The sequence below is a fragment of the Blautia sp. HCP3S3_H10_2 genome, from assembly GCF_052122375.1.
Taxonomy (GTDB): Bacteria; Bacillota; Clostridia; order Lachnospirales; family Lachnospiraceae; genus Blautia_A.
Window position 1 is genome coordinate 114,646 of sequence record NZ_JBQKCL010000004.1, and the last position, 20,080, is coordinate 134,725.

15 protein-coding genes are annotated in these 20,080 nt (G+C 43.8%); all 15 read right to left on the bottom strand.

The window, feature by feature from the left end:
• Positions 1-202 precede the first annotated feature (202 nt).
• On the bottom strand, positions 203-1,258 hold the full coding sequence (locus ACTQWB_RS05405; RefSeq protein ID WP_441500795.1) for a D-alanyl-D-alanine carboxypeptidase family protein: 1,056 nt from the start codon (positions 1,256-1,258) through the stop codon (positions 203-205).
• Positions 1,258-2,418 (bottom strand): FtsW/RodA/SpoVE family cell cycle protein, encoded by a 1,161-nt coding sequence (locus tag ACTQWB_RS05410; RefSeq protein WP_441500794.1) that lies wholly within the window; start codon positions 2,416-2,418, stop codon positions 1,258-1,260. The genes ACTQWB_RS05405 and ACTQWB_RS05410 overlap by 1 nt, the downstream gene beginning before the upstream one ends.
• 3 nt (positions 2,419-2,421) lie before the next feature.
• Positions 2,422-2,664 carry a cell division topological specificity factor MinE gene (minE, locus tag ACTQWB_RS05415; protein WP_441500793.1) on the bottom strand — a complete coding sequence of 81 codons (243 nt, stop codon included), beginning with the start codon at positions 2,662-2,664 and terminating at the stop codon, positions 2,422-2,424.
• 69 nt (positions 2,665-2,733) lie between these two features.
• Positions 2,734-3,516, bottom strand: coding sequence for a septum site-determining protein MinD (minD, locus tag ACTQWB_RS05420; protein ID WP_441500792.1), 783 nt, complete (start codon positions 3,514-3,516; stop codon positions 2,734-2,736).
• A 125-nt stretch (positions 3,517-3,641) separates the two neighbouring features.
• Entirely contained in the window at positions 3,642-6,539 is a 2,898-nt protein-coding gene (locus ACTQWB_RS05425) for a penicillin-binding transpeptidase domain-containing protein (protein ID WP_441500791.1), read from the bottom strand.
• Complete coding sequence (gene mreD, locus ACTQWB_RS05430) at positions 6,524-7,051, bottom strand: rod shape-determining protein MreD (protein ID WP_441500790.1); 528 nt, start codon at positions 7,049-7,051, stop codon at positions 6,524-6,526. Before mreD ends, ACTQWB_RS05425 begins: the two co-directional genes overlap by 16 nt.
• On the bottom strand, positions 7,041-7,949 hold the full coding sequence (gene mreC / locus ACTQWB_RS05435; RefSeq protein ID WP_441500789.1) for a rod shape-determining protein MreC: 909 nt from the start codon (positions 7,947-7,949) through the stop codon (positions 7,041-7,043). Before mreC ends, mreD begins: the two co-directional genes overlap by 11 nt.
• A 62-nt stretch (positions 7,950-8,011) precedes the next feature.
• Entirely contained in the window at positions 8,012-9,025 is a 1,014-nt protein-coding gene (locus tag ACTQWB_RS05440; RefSeq protein ID WP_441500788.1) for a rod shape-determining protein, read from the bottom strand.
• A 63-nt stretch (positions 9,026-9,088) separates the two neighbouring features.
• Positions 9,089-9,799: a RadC family protein gene (radC, locus tag ACTQWB_RS05445; protein ID WP_441500787.1), complete on the bottom strand. Its 711-nt coding sequence runs from the start codon at positions 9,797-9,799 to the stop codon at positions 9,089-9,091.
• Positions 9,800-9,924: 125 nt separating this feature from the next.
• Entirely contained in the window at positions 9,925-11,523 is a 1,599-nt protein-coding gene (locus tag ACTQWB_RS05450; protein ID WP_441500786.1) for an NAD(P)/FAD-dependent oxidoreductase, read from the bottom strand.
• 24 nt (positions 11,524-11,547) lie between these two features.
• Positions 11,548-12,726 carry an NAD(P)/FAD-dependent oxidoreductase gene (locus ACTQWB_RS05455; protein WP_441500785.1) on the bottom strand — a complete coding sequence of 393 codons (1,179 nt, stop codon included), beginning with the start codon at positions 12,724-12,726 and terminating at the stop codon, positions 11,548-11,550.
• 19 nt (positions 12,727-12,745) lie between these two features.
• Positions 12,746-14,023, bottom strand: a complete 1,278-nt coding sequence (locus ACTQWB_RS05460; protein ID WP_441500784.1) for a methionine gamma-lyase family protein — start codon at positions 14,021-14,023, stop codon at positions 12,746-12,748.
• A 140-nt stretch (positions 14,024-14,163) separates the two neighbouring features.
• Positions 14,164-15,120, bottom strand: a complete 957-nt coding sequence (gene miaA, locus ACTQWB_RS05465; RefSeq protein WP_441500783.1) for a tRNA (adenosine(37)-N6)-dimethylallyltransferase MiaA — start codon at positions 15,118-15,120, stop codon at positions 14,164-14,166.
• Between the two features lie 13 nt (positions 15,121-15,133).
• The gene (gene mutL / locus ACTQWB_RS05470) at positions 15,134-17,338 is read right to left on the bottom strand and encodes a DNA mismatch repair endonuclease MutL (protein ID WP_441500782.1); all 2,205 of its coding nucleotides are present in this window, start codon (positions 17,336-17,338) and stop codon (positions 15,134-15,136) included.
• 82 nt (positions 17,339-17,420) lie between these two features.
• Entirely contained in the window at positions 17,421-20,030 is a 2,610-nt protein-coding gene (gene mutS / locus ACTQWB_RS05475; protein WP_441500901.1) for a DNA mismatch repair protein MutS, read from the bottom strand.
• Positions 20,031-20,080: the final 50 nt, after the last annotated feature.

A 20,080-nucleotide genomic window follows, 5' to 3' on the forward strand; every position in this document is an offset into this window, starting at 1 on the left:
CCTCCTTAGACAATATGATATTAAATTTTTACCAAAAAGCTTGTTTAATATGTTTCATATTATAGTATAATTCTTCTAAAAATACAATAGTTTTTTTAATATTTCTGTCTATTTTTCTCAATTTTAATACGATTCACGAAGTTACTGACCATTTTTTACAAGTTGTTTTGTATTTTCTATAAACTTGGATGCAATGTTCTTCTTAATTAATATTCTGTAAAAGGGAAGACATCTGTTCGTATAGTTCATCCTTTGTAGAAGCACCCATTACAATAGAAATATAAGGCTTTCCGTATGCATTCTGACTTAACAGTGCCAGACAGTTTCCCGCATTATCGGTGGTACCTGTCTTACCTCCCAGAATCGTTACATTCTTTGGCGGTGTGGCTTCGCCAGTCAGATAATGGTCTGTTGCAGTTAAAGTAATACTTGCGCTGCTTCCATCTGCATGTGTATATTCCACAATATAGGAACCTAACTGGGTAATCTGGGTAAACTCCGGATAATTTAAAGCTTCCTTTAACATCAGATATATGTCGTAAGGCGTAGTATAATGATTCTCATCCTGCAAACCATGTGGATTGGTAAAATGTGTTCCTGTACAGCCAAGCTCCCTGGCAAAGCTGTTCATCATCTCTACGAAGCCTTCTGTCGAGCCACCGATATGCTCTGCAATTGCAGCTGCTGCATCATTTCCTGAATAAACCAGAAGGCAATGAAGAAGCTGATCCATCGTAACCTGGTCACCTGCCCAGAAGCCACAGACCTGTGAGCCTTCTTCCAGATTCAGATTCTCCTGGGTGATGGTCACAACATCATCCATATTGCCGTATTTCAAAGCCAGCATAGCTGTCATAATCTTGGTAATACTTGCCGGATATACCTTCTGAAGTGCCTGTTTGGAGTAAAGCACTTTTCTGTCATCCAGATCAAGAAGAAGTCCCTTTTGATTTTCTCCAAGGGACACCCCATCCATAGGAACGTCAGACACCACAACACACAGATTCTTGGCAAATCCATCAGCCCGCAGATTATCTGTCCCCGTAATCCCTCCGGAAAATTCTCTTGAGGCTACATAGGACTCATCCAGAGCATTAGAAAATCCTCCATTGCGAAGCAGATAAATTGCGCCAATTCCCGCACCTCCAACCAAGACCAGAACCAGTAACAACAATAGAGTATTTTTTATCCTTTTTTTTCTGGCTTTACGAAACCTTGCCGATTTATGCCTGGAGTTCTTATTTCTTTTTGCATCCATTATAGGTATTCCTCTTTCTTATCGATTTCTTTTTTCTTAAGTTCTTTATTATAAGCGCTGCTCTGCAGTCCTACATTCATTACCAGTCCCATACCGATAAACAGACTGACCAGGGAAGTCAGACCATAACTTACAAAAGGAAGAGGCGTACCTGTATTGGGAGCAAGTCCTGTGGCAACGCAGATATTCAGAAAGCTCTGTATCGCCACAATGCTGCCAACTCCACAGCAGACTATTTTCCCGGCAAGATCTTTTGCCCTCAGGCTCATCCTGATGCATTCCACAGAAATCAGGAGAAGCAAAATAACCAATGTGGTACATCCTATAAATCCATATTCCTCTCCTGCAACAGCAAAAATAAAGTCTGTCTGGTTTTCTGCCACAAAGTTACCTGCATTTACAGAAGATACCTGGTCTTCCCCAGACAGCTTCTTCCCTACCAGTTCTCCAGAGGCAATTGCCGTCTTGGAGTTGTTCTGCTGTTCAATATCATCCTGATATTCCTCATTTTCCGGATAAAGGAAAGACATAATACGCTGTCTCTGGTAATCCTTGATCAAGGTCTGATCCGGTTGTACAACAATGGACAAGAATATGATAAGCAACGGAACCGCGATCAGGATAGCACCTCCGATGATCTTATAGCTAAGTCCTGCAACATACAGCAAAATGCAAAAAATAATTGTTACCGTTATGGTATTTTTCATATCTGGCTGCGCATAGATCAGGGCAAGCGGTACTGCAAGAAGAAGAGCCGACTCTGCCAATACCCTGAATGTATTAATGTCATCCTCATGATCCATAAAAAACTTGGCAAAAAACAAAATAATAATAATTTTGGAAAGCTCGGTAGGCTGAAAACGGAAGCCTCCAATATCCAGCCATCTGGAGGCACCACCAGCCTCACTTCCAAATAATCGCACACCAATAAGCATAAGCAGATTAAATCCATACATGATCCACTGGAAATTCAGGATCCAGGAATAGTCCATCAATGACAGGATCACCAGGATCACCAGCCCCATCACAACGCCAAGAAGTTGCTTGTTTCTAAGATCCGGTGATGCACTGGCTACCAGCTGCACTCCAAACAGACTGATCGCAGTCAGGAGAATTACCAGTTTGAAATTGTAAAAACGTAGCTTATACTGTTTAATCATAAATTATCTATCCTTTTTCGTTATCACAGGAATGTACGCCATCAATACAGGCGGTTCCTGGGATATTTGTATTTTCACTTTATTCTCCTCTATGGTTACATACTTCTTTACCGTATGTACCAGATCACTTTTTAACATTTTCATCATCTGTGGAGAGCACTCTATGCGTTCTGAGATCAGAAGCAATTTCATCCGGTCACGGGCGAAACCAGCAGAACGCCTTTTATTATGCCAAAAGGTTTTCATTGGAAGTCCCTCCATTTCTGAGTCTGCGAGTATATGATTTACATAATATAATTACTGGCAACCTGATGCTTAATGTCTTTTAAACAATCGGGAAAGCACACTCTTTTTCTGCTTGATTTCCACAAAAGGAACTTCCTCTCCCATAAGTCTGCGGCATATATTGCGGTATTCTTCCTCCGCCTGGGAATTTTTACCGGAAAGAGGCTCCCCTTGATTGGTTGCTACCACGATCTGTTCGTCATCCAGAAGTGTCCCGATCAGATCTACCGCCAGAATTTCAGTCACATCATCAACAGACATCATATCACCCCGGGCAATCATATCTGGTCGGAGTCTGTTGATGATCAGGTGAATATCACGCAGGTCATTTGCTTCCAGAAGCCCTATGATACGATCTGCGTCACGGATAGCCGATACTTCCGGCGTCGTTACGACAAGCGCTTTATCAGCACCAGCAATCGCATTTTTAAAGCCCTGCTCGATTCCCGCCGGACAATCCAGCAAAATATAATCAAATTCCTCTCTCAGATCATCTGTCAGCTTGATCATCTGCTCTGGTGATACAGCAGTTTTATCCTTTGTCTGTGCTGAGGGCAGAAGGTACAGTTCAGGATGACGCTTGTCCTTGATCAGTGCCTGTTTCAAACGGCAGCTGCCATTTATCACGTCTACCAGATTGTATACGATCCGGTTCTCCAGCCCAAGCACAACATCCAGATTACGAAGGCCGATATCCGTATCCACAACAACTGTTTTTTTGCCCATCATAGCCAGTCCGGTTCCAATATTCGCCACGGTAGTGGTTTTTCCAACACCGCCTTTTCCGGATGTAATGACAATGACTTCACCCATTTTCTCTGATTCCTCCTAAACAAAATGTTCCAAAATTCTGGTGTTTTCTTACGGTGTTCCAAAATTCTGATATTTTTTCTTACGGATATGCCTGCCAAGGCACTCCTGGCAGGCATAAACAGTTCTTAGTCATTCGATGTCTCACTGGTATCTGTAGACGCAACGCCTGTGAGAATAGAATCTTTATCAGCAAGATTGTACATATATTTAAATATATCATTAGCGATCAGACATGCATTACCGGAGCTGTAACCATTAGCAATACGGATCGCTACAGCGTACTCCGGATCAGATACTGGCGCATAACCGATAAAAAGACCATGGTTCGGATGGCGGAGATCAAGCTCTGCGGTACCTGTCTTTCCGGCAACTTCAACTCCCAGCCCGTCAAACTGTGTATGGGTCTGGATTACGCGGCGCATACCATCATGGATCACATCCCAGATGTTGGAAGAAATATTTACCACATCCTGGATTTCCGGTTCATATTCCTGGATAACCTCTCCCTTAGGATCACTTACCTTGTCCAGAAGGGTCAGCTTGAATACGTTTCCGGAAGTTGCCATAACCGTAGCATAGCGTGCCAACTCTGTAGTGGTAAACAGGTTATTACCCTGTCCCATATAAGAAGGAACTGCCTTTGCATCTGAAACCTTCGGTGAAGCCTCAGACAGCTCGATTCCCGTTTTTTTGTCCAGACCGATCAGAGATGCATATTCCTGAAGCTTACTTAAACTCTGTACTTCAGAAAATTCATTGTCTCCCACTTTTCCAAGCTGGAAACCGATCATATTAAAGAAATAGTTACAGGACTGTTCAATAGCCGTTCTGATATCAAGGCTTCCGTGACCGTTCTTATCCCAGCAGTTGATCGGCGGATCCACATAATCAAAAGTTCCTGTACATTCGATATAAGTATCTTCACTGATTACCCCTTCTTCCATACCAGCAATGGTGGAAAGAAGCTTTAAAGTAGAACCAGGTGCAGTGGTCTGCTGCGTCGCCTTGTTAAAAAACGGACTGGACTGGTCAAGTGCCAGCTTTGCATAATATTCTGTGTCCATATCATTTGTAAGACGGTTATTATCATATCCTGGATACGATACCAATGACACCACATCTCCAGTCTTTACATCCACAACTACCGCAGAAGCAGAACATGGCATTAAGGCCAGCTGTGCAGGCTCAATCTCCAGATTATAAATCTTATTGATCATAAAATCATAGGCACCCATAGCGCCGGAAGCCAGGCTTTCGTAAGTACCATCATTTTTATCCAGTACTCCCTGTTCGTAAAGCACCAGACAGATTTCCTGCCCGGAAATGGTATCTTCCAGAAGCATATACTTATATAAGAGCTTGGAAAATCCAGTATCTGTGCTAAGATAGTCAACGATGTAAGCTGTCAGAGCCTGGTAAATTTCCTCTGAGTCCAGATATTCTCCCTCTGGTGAAAAACTGCTGATATCAATCCAGCCCTGGCTTGTAGCATAAGTCAGATATTCTTTCAGACTGATACTCTCATCTGTTGTCCATGCTTTATAGGTGGCATCAGAAGTATCAACGGCATCCCTGGAAATAATTCCCAATGTATCCCTAAGAAGATCATTACAGATATAAGAAAGATATTCCTGGGTTTCCTCATCTTCATCTTTATATGCCGGCGGATTACTGCCATTAAGCTTCGAGCTTATTGTATCAAAAACGCTCTGCTGCTTTTGTTGAAATTTGGCATATAAATTTTTTTCTACATCAGAGGTATCTTCATTACTGAATTTATTGATATCAATCACACTGTTGGAAATCAGTGCATTATATACATCATAAATAGGGATACGGATCTGGCTGGCATCTGTAACACTGGAATAATCAAATGTCTTTACCGCATCAATCTTCGTCAGAAGAACACCTGCTACCCTTTGCTTCAGGATCTGGTAAATAGCAGACTGCCAGTCTGTATCAATGGTAAGCTGCACATCATTACCGGCAACAGGCTCCACCTTCGTATCTTCATCGATTTTCAAAACTTTTCCAAGGTTATCAACCGAAACGGTTTCCTTTCCATCGGTTCCCTGCAGGGTAAGTTCCATATACTGCTCAATTCCGGCTTTTCCTACAATTGCATCATTGGAATAATCCGGATTCTGTTTGCGTAGCTCTGTCAGTTCTTCCGAAGAAGCTTTTCCTGTATAACCAAGGATAGGTGCCATACTTTCATCATCAATATATTGGCGGATAGAATCTTCCACAACATCAATTCCCTGAAGACCTGTTTTGTTTTCCATGATCGCAGCAACAGACTTCTCACTGACATTTGTGGCTATGGTCACCTGCATATATTTCTTAAAACTGTTAGTATTCAGTTCATAACGGATAGTGGCTATATCCAGCATTTCCTGCTTTGTCAGCGAAAGAGGCAGACCGTGGGACGTCAGTTCATCGTCTGTGTACGCACGTTCCCCGTCAAGAACAATGGAAAATTTCTCAGAACCAGTGAGAAAATCCATCATCTGTGCAGCAGTTGCGTTTTTCTGCTCTTCTGTCAGATTATCAATTAAAGCTTCCCCGTAAATATCTGCACGAAAACGATTCAATGTGAATCCCTCTGTCACATCAAAAGCATATTCCCCATTATCATCAACGATAATGTGAAAAGAATGGGTGATATCATCCCCATTGCTGTGAAGAATCTGCAGAACCTGATAGGCGACGCCATTTAAGGTCAGGTTCTTCTCCCTTGTAGAGGTATATGTTCCGTTATCCTCAAGCGTCAGGGAATAAGACAGCACGTTGGAGGCCAGTATATCCCCGTTCCTGTCCAGGATATTTCCACGGGTGCTTTTGATCACTCGTTCCTTGGTCGTCCTTGCCTGGAACTTGCTGATGTAATCTTCGCCCTGAATGATCTGCAGGTCAAATAACCTCCGGACCAGAACTACTGACATGAGGACAAACGCCAGAATCAGTACTGTCGTTCGTTTTAAACTGATTTTCTTAAAAATTCTCTTTATTTTAGTACCCAAATAGACTCACTTTCTTTCCTGGTTATGTTCATATAGCGATAGTTAATGTAGCGGAAAATCCGGTATACAATCAAGGTAATAAATACCGTATAAAAAATTTCCGGTATGATGATCCTGTAAAGATACGTCCTGAGCCCCAGTCTTCCCCTCAGAAGGAATTGCAGGCCGTAGATGGATAAATTATATAAAAGGTCTGCAATTGCTGTCAGAAACATAGGAACCTTCACATCATCATCATAATAAATTCTATGTGCATATCCACTTAAATAGCCAATATACATGTATATTAATGCATAAAATCCAAATATAGAACCAAAAAACAGATCCACAAGCAGTCCCGAGAAAAAGCCCGCCCATAAGCCGCTTTTACGTCCGCGCATCAATCCCATGGAAACACACAGAACCAGCATAAGATTAGGTGTTACAGATCCAATAGAAATCAGATCCATAACCGTACACTGCAGAAGAAAACATATTATAATGGTAAGAAAAAACACAATCTTACTCTTCATCTGCACCCTCCTGTCCATCTGTGGCAGTTTCATCTATCATATCCTGTTTATTGACTGTAATAACAAACACATCCTTCAGATGAAGAAAATCTACCGGCGTGACAATGGTACCGGTCTTGGTCAGATTGTTGCTGTCCACCTGTACTTCACTTACATATCCGATAAAAAGACCCTCAACGAATTTCTCACTGATATTGGAAGTAACAATGCGCTCTCCTACTGTGACTTTATCCTCCTGATCATAAAGCTGCTCAAAACGCAGTTTTCCCTCATCGATCAGCTCCAGGTCTCCCGTTACGATGCAGTTATCAGATGTACTGACTGTCATGGCACTGACACTGCTGCTATCATCGATAATCGAGCGGACTGTGGCCCAGGAAGAACCTACCTCTGTCACGATCCCTACAAGTCCCTTTCCTGCAATTACATTGTTATCAACGCGGATTCCGTCATCAGATCCTTTATTGATCATAAAAGTATCATACCAGTTGCCAGGATCCTTGGAAATGATAGTGGCAGCCACCTTCGGATACTCCTCATAGGTCTGATCCAGATTATACAACTCTTTCAGGCGCTGGTATTCTCCCTGATCCTGGATCAGCTTGTTATTCTGGGTGGTCAGACTGTCAATTTCTGCTTTCAGCTCTTCATTTTCAAAGATCAGGTCCTGCTTGTCCTGAAAGCTATCACTTACAGAACGGACCATAGCACCAATTTTTTCAATGCTCTTTTCAAATGGAACTATGACAATTCCTGCGGCTTCCTGTAAAGGAGCTGTGGAAATACCAGACGCAAATGTAGCTACAATGCAGCTCAGGCAGAAAAGGGACATAATTGCCAACAAGTGTTTACTTTTCAGATTAATACGAAACCGGAATTTTTTCTTAAGGTTTTTCATAAAATGGCACCCCTAAAAAACGAATTATTTATTATAAAAACGAACGGCAAAAACCGCGAATACTATAATTTTCTTTGTGTGATGGGCTGTGCCCATTTGCGAAGCTCCTTGTCATGGATGATTTTCTCAAGACCCTTGACAGCAGAAGTCTCGTATAGATCTGACAGATTGAAGGAATAACCTGTATAGCTTGCCAGATATGTATCTATATGGGAAATCCGGGTACTTCCTCCAGTCAGATAAATTCCCTCTTTCGCTATATGATAGGAAATCTGAGGGGGAATACGCTCCAGAAAAATTTTCATCTGCGCTCCGATCTCGTTGACACAGTTCATGATCCCGGCATTTACCACGTAAGCTGAAATAACTTCTTCCCGCGGAAGCCCGGATACACTGTCGATCCCGACTACTTTACGTGCCTGCTTATGCTGGTCTGCAAGCCGGCCCATTACCAGCTTCAGACGCTTCCCTGTACGGGTTCCGATCTGGAGATTGTAACGCTTACGCACCTCGCTGCACACGGCTTCATTCATCTGCCGTCCGCCAATGGGAATCTTTTTACTGATAATAATACGTCCACCTGTGATAATGGAAAAATTGGTGCTCTGGGCACCGATGTTTACCACCATGCTTCCTGCATTATTTTCCAGATCAACTCCCATGGCGATAGCATCTGCTATGGGGGCTTCTACCATATAAACACGGTTTTTACGGAGCCAGTGGCCGTTTGCCACCTGGTAGTAGGCTCTTTTCTCAATGGCGGTCATATCAAGAGGCACTGCAAAATACATAACAGAGCCTATTCCTAAAATTTTATCAATTTTTCTCATCATACTGTAAAGTACGATTTCCTGCAGTTCCAGATTAGCTATCATACCAAAAGCCATCGGCGAACTTACGGAAATGTCGGATGGTGCTTTTTCAAACATTTCATACGCTTCGTTGCCCACGGCTATGATTTTGCGGCCTTTCGCTGCAATCATATTCTTCTCAATGTAGCTTTTATTTCGAATCATGGAATAGACCTTGACGGAACTGCTTCCAAGGTCTATCCCATATGTTTTTTCAAACAGCATATATCTGTCCCTTCATCGTTCTCCCCTCAAAAAGTACTGCCTAATGTTTCAAAATATGCAATTTCAATAAGTAAGTAAGCCCTGTTCTCTGAAACTTACATATCTCTGGTCACCGATCACGATATGATCCAGAAGCTTCACCCCAAGAAGCTCTCCGGATCGGTAGATCCGCTCCGTAATCTCCCGGTCACAGTCGCTGGGCGTCGGATCACCACTTGGATGGTTGTGAACAAGGATCAGGCTTACTGCATGGAACTTAAGCGCTTCCACAAAAACCTCTCTGGGTGTAACAAGTGTAGCTCCTACGGTTCCCTTGGAGATCGTCTGTTCTCCAAGGAGATGATTTCTTCCATCCAGCAGCATTACGATCAACATCTCCTGTTCTTCATGTCTGAGATGCTCCATATAGTATTTTGCTATGGTAATGGGATCGTTGAAAGAAAGTCTTGGTCTGGCAGCAGCAGATGCCATCCGCTTGGAAAGTTCCCCGATACATTTCAGCTGGACGGCCTTGACTTTCCCGATTCCGTTCACCTTCATCAGATCCGGCAGGGACATATGTAAAAGTCCCAGAAGGCCCGGATATGAGGTATCTTTCGTAAGACTCAAGATTTGATTTGCCAGTGCCAGGGAATTCATTCCTGGTACACCGCTTCTTAGAATCACAGCCAGAAGCTCACTATCGCTTAGGACTGATGGCCCCCATTGCAGACATTTCTCATAGGGGCGCGATTCCTCCGGCAATTCTCTGATAGTCATTTTCAGTTCATTCATATATTTTACCTGCAGTTCTCCAGGGGCTGACAGGTCTGATCTCATTACAGGAACCAATATAATTATGTAAATTCCTGCAATGCAGAATTATTTTAGCATAAAAAAGGAGAGATGTACACTCTCTCCTAAAAATTTCTAAACTTTTTAGAAATAGCTTCCGCCACTTTTATGCCATCCATGGCAGCAGATGTAATTCCCCCAGCGTAGCCAGCACCTTCTCCGCATGGATAAATGCCTTCATAGTTTGCTTCCAGTGAATCCTTATCGCGAACGATCCGCACCGGGGATGACGTTCTGCTTTCTACACCGGAAATCACCGCATCAGGCCGGTCAAATCCTTTAATTTTCTTTCCAAAAGCAAGGACTCCCTCTTCTATGGAATCTCCAATTTCTTTTGGAAAAATACTGCGGACATCTCCTGGAACATAAGCACCTTTGATACACGGTTCTACACTTCCGATTGCAGTACTTGCCTTATGGTTTCTATAATCTTCAAACATCTGTACCGGAACTTTTCCATTTCCTGCCTTCCAGGCTGCACGCTCCAGGTCACGCTGGAATGCAACTCCGCCAAGAGGCCCTTCTTCTGGAAAATCCGCTGGTGTTACAGAGACGATCAGTGCACTGTTTGCATTTTTGCTGTCCCTGGCCTGATAACTCATTCCATTTACAGCAAGCATCTGCTCTTCTGAGGAAGCGTTTACCACATATCCCCCTGGACACATACAGAAGGAATAAACGCCACGGCCATTTCCACAGGTATGGGTAACCTTATATGCTGCAGCTCCAAGCTTTTCATTCTCTTCTTCTCCATAAAGGGCAAGATTGATCATAGATTGGGGATGCTCCATACGGACACCTACTGCAAACGATTTCGGTTCCATATAGATTCCTTTTTTCTCAAACATGGAAAAGGAATCCCTGGCACTATGACCCACAGCCAGAACACAGACCTGCGCCGGAATCCGGCTTTCCCCATTCACTTCAATTTCTTTTAAACTGCCATTTTCAAAAACCAGATCTGTAACCTTGGCCTTAAACTGGAAGCTGCCACCCATTTCTTCTATTTCATGGCGCAGGGTTTCAACAACGTCAACCAGTACATCTGTGCCAAGATGAGGTTTCTGCTGGTAAATGATCTCCGCAGGAGCTCCTGCCTGCACAAATCGCTTTAAAACCTCATGGTTTCGTCCGGAAGGATCTTTCACAAGGGTATTCAATTTGCCATCGGAAAAAGTACCGGCACCGCCTTCTCCAAACTGGACATTGGAATCCGGATCCAATACCCCATTTTTCCAGAAATTTTCCACTGTTTTCTGTCGGACATGGGCTTCTTCCCCACGTTCCAGAACAAGTGGCCTGTAACCAGCCTTTGCCAGATACCAGGCGCAGAAAATTCCGGCAGGACCGCTCCCCACAATAACCGGCGGATGTTCCAGTTCTGTTTCACCAGGCATTGGAAATACATATTCCCTTCGGTCAGTTAACGTAATATTATTATCGCGAACCTTTCGGACGATTTTGCCCTCCAGATTTCTCTCTTTCAAAAAAATATCTACCGTATAAACAAATTTTTTGTCCTCTTTATGGCGGCAGTCAAGTGACTGTTTCACTATCTCATAAGAAAATTCTTCTTTTTTCAAACGCAGGGCTTTCCGGATCTTATGTTCAAGCTCTTCCTCTGAATGATCGATAGAAAGCTTCAGCTGGGTAATTCGGATCATATGGTACTCCTTCTGATTAATATCTTATATAATACTGGCATTTAATCCTGCAACATAGCCGCTGGACCAGGCCCATTGCAAATTGTAACCACCACATTTTCCATCAATGTCAAGAAGTTCTCCCGCAAAAAAAATATCAGATTTATATCTGGATTCAAGAGTCATTGCATCCACTTCCCGGGTATCCACACCTCCGGAGCACACCTGTGCCTGCTCAAAAGGCAGATACCCCGTCACATTAAGAGGATAGCAGCGGATTGCTTCTGCAAGATCCTGTGCCTGGAGAAGTACCTTGGATAATTTGTCTGGAAAAAGTCCGGTCAGAAATGTCTTTTTCCCTTTATAGGGACAATTCTCTTTACGTTTTTCAAGAAATGCCATTAGCTGCTCTTCTGAAAATTCCGGCAAAAAATTCAGATACAGTTTCACTTTTTTCCCCTGTTTTAATGCCCGGATAGCATAACGGCTGATCTGAAATACTGGAATTCCAGATACTCCGTAATCTGTAAGCTGCAGTTCACCTGTTTCCTCTGTCACTTTTTCGCCTTCTGCCAGTAACGTAACCTTTCCTTCTGTACGGACGCCTGCCCATCCGGCAAAACCTGTATTCTTACATTTTAATGCTGTGAGAGCCGGAAGGGGTTCAATGATCTGATGACCAAGCGATGCAGCCAGCTGGTAGCCACTTCCATCCGAACCGGAAATGGCAGAAGCCCTGGATCCATTTGCCAGAATAACCGCCTCCCCCTCATAAGCCCAGCTGGATGTATGAACCTTCCAGATATTATTTTCCCTGGAAATATCCTGCACATGCTCGTTTGTTTTAATTTTCACACCAAGACTTAAGGCCTCCAGGTTTAATACCTCTGCAACACTTGAAGCCTGTCCGCTGTGAGGATAAAGATATCCATTATTTTTATTTACAGGATAGATGCCAAGACAGGTAAAAAACTTCACTGTATCTTCCACAGAAAACTGTTCCAAAACATTCTGCTCAAATCCAGGGTTCTCGCTTCGGTAAGCATCCTGTGGCACCCGGATGTTTGTGAAATTACATTTTCCATTTCCAGTTGCACATATTTTTTTACCTGTTTTCTCGTTCTGCTCCAATATCGTCACAGTAGCACCATTTCTGGCAGCTGTAATAGCAGCCATAAGCCCGGAGGCACCGCCGCCAACTACAATAACACGCTTTTTGCCCATACAAACTCCTATGTTACACTTACGGTAATTTTACCAGATTCTGCTCCACAAGCTTCTGCAAAGACATCATAACCCCGAGCTTTGCATGCTCCCAGGTAAGTCCTCCCTGGAAATAAACGGCATATGGTTCTTTAACCGGGCCATCTGCGGAAAGCTCAATAGAAGATCCCTGTACAAATGCGCCTGCCGCCATAATAACCTGGCTGTCATAGCCTGGCATATCCCAAGGTTCCGGATCTACATAGCTGTCAACTGGTGCGGCAGCCTGGATTCCTTTGCAAAATGCGATCAGTCTTTCAGGACTGTTCAGGGTAACCGCCTGGATAATATCCTGCCTCGGCTCTGTAGAATTTGGAACTACGTCAAATCCAAGCTTTTCATAAATATTTGCTGCGAACACAGCTCCCTTTAAAGCCCCCTTGGTAACCATCGGGGCCAGGAAAAAGCCCTGATAGAAGGAACGGTTTACGCCAAGGGAAGCACCGACCTCAGCTCCCAGTCCAGGACAGGTCATACGATAAGAAGCATTTTCCACGCATTCCTTTGTACCAGCAATGTATCCGCCAATAGGTGCAAGACCGCCGCCTGGGTTTTTGATCAGGGAACCAACTACCATATCTGCACCAACATCACTTGGCTCTATGGTATCCACAAACTCGCCATAGCAGTTATCTACCATACAGATCACATCCGGCTTAATGCTCTTAACGAAAGCGATCAGTTCTCCAATCTGCTTTACAGAGAAAGAAGGACGAGTCATATAGCCTTTGGAACGTTGGATTTCAACCAGCTTTGTCTTCTCATTAATGGCTTTACGGATATTTTCATAATCAAAAGTGCCATCCTCCAGAAGGTCTACCTGGCGGTAAGTAACGTCATATTCTGCAAGAGACCCTTTAGACGGACGGATACCAATCACCTCTTCAAGGGTATCGTAAGGTTTTCCGGCAGGAGCCAGCATTTCATCTCCTGGACGGAGATTTCCAAAAAGTGCAATGGCCAGCGCATGGGTACCACATGCAATCTGTGGACGCACCAGGCATGCCTCAGTGTGGAAGGTATCTGCATAAACCTTCTCCAGGGTATCCCGGCCATAATCATTATATCCGTAACCGGAAGAAGAACCAAAGCACTCTTCACTTACGCGATTTTTCTGCATAGCCAGAAGCACCTTCATCTGGTTATATTCCGCAGTTTTATCAAACTGCTGGAAACGGTCTTTTAAAGATTCCTCTATTTCATGGCAAAAATCGTAAACCTGGGAAGAAATTCCCAGCTGCTCATATAATTCTTTCATAATTCATTTCTGTTGCCACTTAAGTATATGTCAAATAGCCTTCTGGCAACCTGCACACTTTTGGGCAACGTTCCTCCATATCTATCGTTTATTAAATTTGTAATTTTAAAGTTACACGTTCATTCATGGTAATCTCTGTGTTAGCAGACATGTTCGATTAGTTTCTTTTCTCTGCAGGTATCCAGCATATACTCAAGCATTTTTTCATCCTCATACTCAAACTGGTCTTTATTTACCCATACAGTTTCCGGTTCTCTCCGAAACCAGGTCAGCTGCCGTTTCGCAAAATGCCTGGTATCCCGCTTCAGGATCCGCACAGCTTCCTCCAATGGCATTCCGCCATCCAGATAAGCCAGGATTTCTTTATAGCCAAGGCCCTGCATGGAAACCATGCCTCTGTGATATCCCATCTCTTTCAGACGCTGTACTTCCTCCACGAGTCCATTTGCCATCATTTCATCCACACGTTTGTCAATCCGTTCATACAGAAGCTCACGGGGCGCATTTAATACAAAATAAGCCAGATTATACGGACTTGTCCGCTCATGCTGTTCTTCATTGTGGGCAGAAATAGGGCTATGGTTCTGATGATAAAATTCCAGGGCCCGGATCACCCGTTTTATATTATTTTCGTGAATATCTTCCGCGCTTTTGGGATCCACTTCTGCAAGCATCTGGTGAAGATAAGCGGCTCCATTTTTTTCCGCCAGAGCCTCCAGACTGGCACGGTAGCCATCGTCCTGCTCTGCCTGGGTAAAATCAATATCTCTGGTCACAGCCTGGATATAAAAGCCGGTTCCGCCCACCAGAATGGGAATATGGCCTTTGGCGTAAATTTTTTCCATGGCAGCTTTTGCCATCTGCTGGAACCGTACAATATGGAACTCCTCATCTGGCATCAGTTCATCCACAAGATAATGGGGAACTCCCTGCATCTCATCTGGCATGATCTTTGCAGATCCAATGTCCATATATTTGTAAACCTGCATGGAATCTGCTGATATGATCTCACCATCAACTGCTTTTGCAAGAGAAATAGACAACTTTGTTTTTCCAACTGCAGTCGGACCGGTGAGGACAATAAGAGGCTTTTTCATAATCTCTCCTCTGTTACACAATTCGTTTAAATTTCTTTTCAATTTCTGTTTTTGTCATAGCAATGATCGTAGGACGACCATGCGGACAATTATAAGGGTTGTCCAGGGCAAGAAGTTCGTCAATCAGTTTATCTGCCTCAAGAGCTGACATCTGGTGATTTCCTTTGACTGCTGATTTACAGGCCATTGTGGCAAGTCTTGCAGTGAAAAGGTCAAAAGCATCTTTCGTACCTTCCCCTCCCAGATTGTCCAGCATTTCCAGAAACAGCTCTTCTTCATGAAACCCGTACAGATTCGTTGGAACTGCACTGATACAGTATTCCCGTCCGCCGAAAGGTTCAATCTCAAACCCATATTTGGTAAAATATTCTTCATTGGCTTTGAGCTTGGCCTGCTCATCCATATTTAAGGTTACCACAAGAGGCGGATTCAGATACTGGGATTCAATGGTCTGCTCTTTAAAATGTTTCACAAAACGCTCGTAGTTCACCTTCTCGTGAGCCGCATGCTGATCAATAATATAAAACTGGTTTTCAAATTCCACCAGCCAGTAAGTGTCAAAAAGCTGACCGATCAGTTTGTGCCGGCTTCTTGATTCTGGCGCAAGAAGTTTCTCCTGGAAAAGTTCGAGCTGCTGGGGAGGTTCCTGTGATTTCGGTTCTGGTTGTTCCTGTAACGGCTGAACATCTGTATTTTTCTTTTGAAAAACAGGTTGCACAGTTTCTGCTACATTTCGCTCCGGACTGACCTGCTCTGATTCGCTTTGTTCTGGTTTTATCTTCCAGGCTTCGTCCTGCGCAGTTTTATTCTGTTTTAATTCATTCTGTTTTGCTTCATCTTGTTTTACTTCGTTTTGATTTGGATCATCTTGTTTTACTTCATTTTGTTTTGGATCATTCTGTCCGGTTAAAGTTTTCTCCTGGACAGCCTGTTCATCCGCTGCCGCTTTCAACGTTCCGGCAAAAAGAGCTTCTTCTTCCCGTGTGAACGGCTTCGTCTGATAGATTGCCCGCTCCCGGAGTGCACTGCTCTGCAGATAGCTTCCGGAAACACTGTTACGATTTTGATAGTTTCCGGAAACACTACTATGATTTTGATTTCTATCCTGGCTGGAAGAATCAGCCTCTGTCCTGCGGCTTTTTTCAAAAGGCTCTGGAACTGCACCACGGCTCACTGGTGCCACTTTCAGACTACGTTCTTCCTTTCCAACCGGGACCACCGGAATCAGCTCCCGGTGAATCAATGCATTGTGAACAGCCTCGTAAATTGCATCATACACCTCAGCACCTCGCGCGAAACGGACTTCCAGTTTCCGCGGGTGTACATTTACATCCAGATCATTTCCTGTCATCTGAATCTGAAGGGATACAAAGGGGAACTTATGCTGCATCACAAAACCCTTGTATGCATCCTCGATTGCCTTGGTGATAATATTATTTTTCACAAATCTGCCATTCACATAGTAATTTTCAAAGCTCCGGTTTCCTCTGGAAACTTCCGGCTTCCCGGCAAAGCCCTCAATTTTCATGAAATCATTTTCATAAGAGACCTCCAGAAGGGCTTTTGCCATACCACGGCCATACACATTATAAATAACATCTTTTACATTATAATTCCCGGAGGTATGCAGCTTCACCTGCTTGTTCTGGATATATTTAAACGAAATCTCTGGATGGGAAAGTGCCAGCTGCTCCATCATTATTCCGATATAATTGGCCTCTGAGGAATCGGATTTCAGGAATTTGCTTCTGGCTGGCGTATTATAGAACAGATTTCGCACCAGGAAAGTGGTTCCATCGGGCGCTCCCATCTCTTCCAGGCTTTGTTCTACCCCACCTTCGATCACATACCGCACTCCACTGATAGCAGAAGGTGTTTTGGTGATCAGCTCCACCTGGGAAACCGCGGCAATACTGGACAAAGCCTCACCACGAAATCCCAGTGAGGCTATGTTCTCCAGATCTTCCACTTTTTCTATTTTGCTGGTAGCATGGCTTAAAAAGGCTGTTGGCACCTGGGAAGCTTCAATCCCACCACCATTATCCGTAATACGGATCAGCTTTTTCCCACCATCTGTAATCTCCACAGTTACAGCGGTAGCACCGGCATCAATAGAGTTTTCTACAAGCTCTTTTACAACAGAAGAAGGCCGCTCAACCACTTCCCCTGCTGCAATCTTATCAATGGTATGTTTATCTAAAACTGCAATTTTTCTCAAAGTTTTTCTCCATATTTTCCATATATAAATATAGGTGACTGTTCTCTTTTCAGTTTATAGTGTACCATCTTTCCTTTGGTTTTTACCATCGGTTTTTTATCTTATTCTGAAGATTATATAAAGTATTTAACGCTTCCATCGGTGTCAGGTTTCCGATGTCGATATTTTTCAGTTCTTCAATGATATCATTATCCTGAACCGTGTCAAACAAGGACATCTGTGCCATATCCATCTCGACCTTCGGTTTCTTTTTCTGGGAGGTAAGATCTTTTACAGCAGCAGTAATGTCCGCATCGCTTAATTCCTCCACCAGTTCCTTCGCCCTGTTGATCACAGAATCCGGGACTCCTGCCAGCTTGGCCACCTGGATTCCATAGCTCTTATCTGCACCACCCTGCACGATCTTACGGAGAAAAACAATGTCATCTCCTTTTTCCTTGACCGCAATGCAGTAATTGGTAACACCGGATAGCTTTCCCTCCAGCTCTGTCAGCTCATGATAATGGGTAGCAAACAAGGTCTTCGCTCCGCAAAGCTTTGTATTGCTGATATGCTCGATCACCGCCCAGGCGATAGCAAGCCCGTCAAAAGTACTGGTTCCACGGCCAATTTCATCCAGGATCAGAAGACTCTTTGCCGTAGCGTTTCTAAGAATATTGGCGACCTCCGTCATCTCCACCATGAAAGTACTCTGTCCGCTGGCAAGATCATCAGAAGCCCCTACACGGGTAAAGATTCTGTCCACAATTCCAATGGTTGCTTTGTCTGCCGGAACAAAACTACCAATCTGCGCCATCAGAACAATGAGTGCAGTCTGGCGCATATAGGTAGATTTACCTGCCATGTTCGGTCCGGTGATAATGGAAATACGCTTTTTGTTACTGTCAAGATAGGTGTCATTTGCAATGAACATATCATTATCGATCATCTGCTCCACTACCGGGTGACGGCCGCCTTTGATATCGATGACTCCGCCCTCATTTACCTTCGGGCGCACATAATGATTCCGTTCTGCCACAAGAGCAAGGGATGCGAAAACATCAAGCCCGGCGATTGCCTTAGCGGTACGCTGGATTCTGATGACTTCCTGTCCGACTTTATCACGCACCTCAGAAAACAGTTCATATTCCAGTGCATAAAGCTTATCCTCTGCTCCAAGGATCATATCTTCCAGATTTTTCAGTTCTTCCGTAATGTAACGCTCTGCATTTGCCAGAGTCTGCTTACGGATATAATTCTCCGGCACCAGGTCTTTAAAGGTATTGGTAACCTCAAGTGCATAACCAAATACACGGTTATATTTGATTTTCAAGGATTTGATTCCCGTCCGTTCACGCTCTTTTGCTTCCAGCTCTGTAAGCCATTTTTTACCATCTGTGCGGGCAGTACGGAATTTATCTACATCTTCGTTAAAGCCTTCCCGGATAATACCTCCATCCTTCTGTGCAAGAGGTGGCTCATCTACAATTGCGCTCTTGATCAGACTGGTAATATCCTCAAGACTGTCCATATCCTCATAGATTTCTTTCAGAACCGGAGCTTCAAAGTCCTTCAGAACCTGTTTGATGTAGGGAATCATTTCCAGGGAAGAGGCGAATGCTACCATATCTCTCGGATTTGCAGATTTGAAACTGATACGGCTCACAAGACGTTCCAGATCATAAACAGGATTCAGATATTCCCGGATCTCATCCCGGAGCATCGGTTTTTTATTCAGTTCTTCCAGTGCAGTAAGTCTGCGATTGATTTCTTCTGCATCGATCAAGGGCTGCTCTACAAAGGAGCGAAGGGTACGGGCGCCCATGGCGGTTTTCGTTTTATCCAGTACCCAGAGAAGAGAACCTCTTTTTTGTTTTTCACGGAGAGTCTCGACTAATTCCAGATTGCGGCGGCTGGAACTGTCGATCAGCATATAGCGTTCTGCTGTATATGGCCGGATAGTCGTCATCTGGGAAAGAGCCGTTTTCTGTGTCTCTTTCAGATACAGGAAAAGAGCTCCTGCTGCAATAATTCCGCTGTCATAATCACTGATTCCAAGCCCATCCAGATTGCTTACATGAAAGTGTTCTTTTAATTCTTTTCTACAGGTGTCGTCATCGAAATACCAGGCATCCAGAGAAAAAATACAGATTCCAAGCCGTTCTCTCAGGTCATCTGTATCAACCCCACTCATAAAGAAAGAGTCATTGCAGATAATCTCTGCCGGCCCAAATTTGTTAATCTCATCAATTAATTTCTGACTGTTTGGTATTTCTGTAAGGAAGCAGTCACCTGTGGTAATATCTGCTATGGCACATCCGAAGCGGTCTGCTATGGAAACAATGGACATCAGATAATTGTTTTTCGATTCATCCAGTGATGTGGCATCCAGGGTAGTTCCCGGTGTAACAACACGGATAACCTCCCGCTTAACCAGACCTTTTGCCTTCTTTGGATCTTCTACCTGCTCACAGATTGCAACCTTATGGCCACGCTCGATCAACCGGTTAATGTAAGTATCTGCAGCATGGAATGGGATTCCACACATAGGCGCACGTTCTTCAAGGCCACAGTCCTTACCTGTTAATGTTAATTCCAGTTCTTTGGATACCAGAAGGGCATCGTCAAAAAACATTTCGTAGAAATCACCGAGACGATAAAAAAGAATACAATCTTTGTATTCTTCCTTTTTTTTGCAATACTCCACCATCATCGGTGACATGTTCACACTCTTCGCGGAAGTCCTTGTTTTATGCGGGTTTA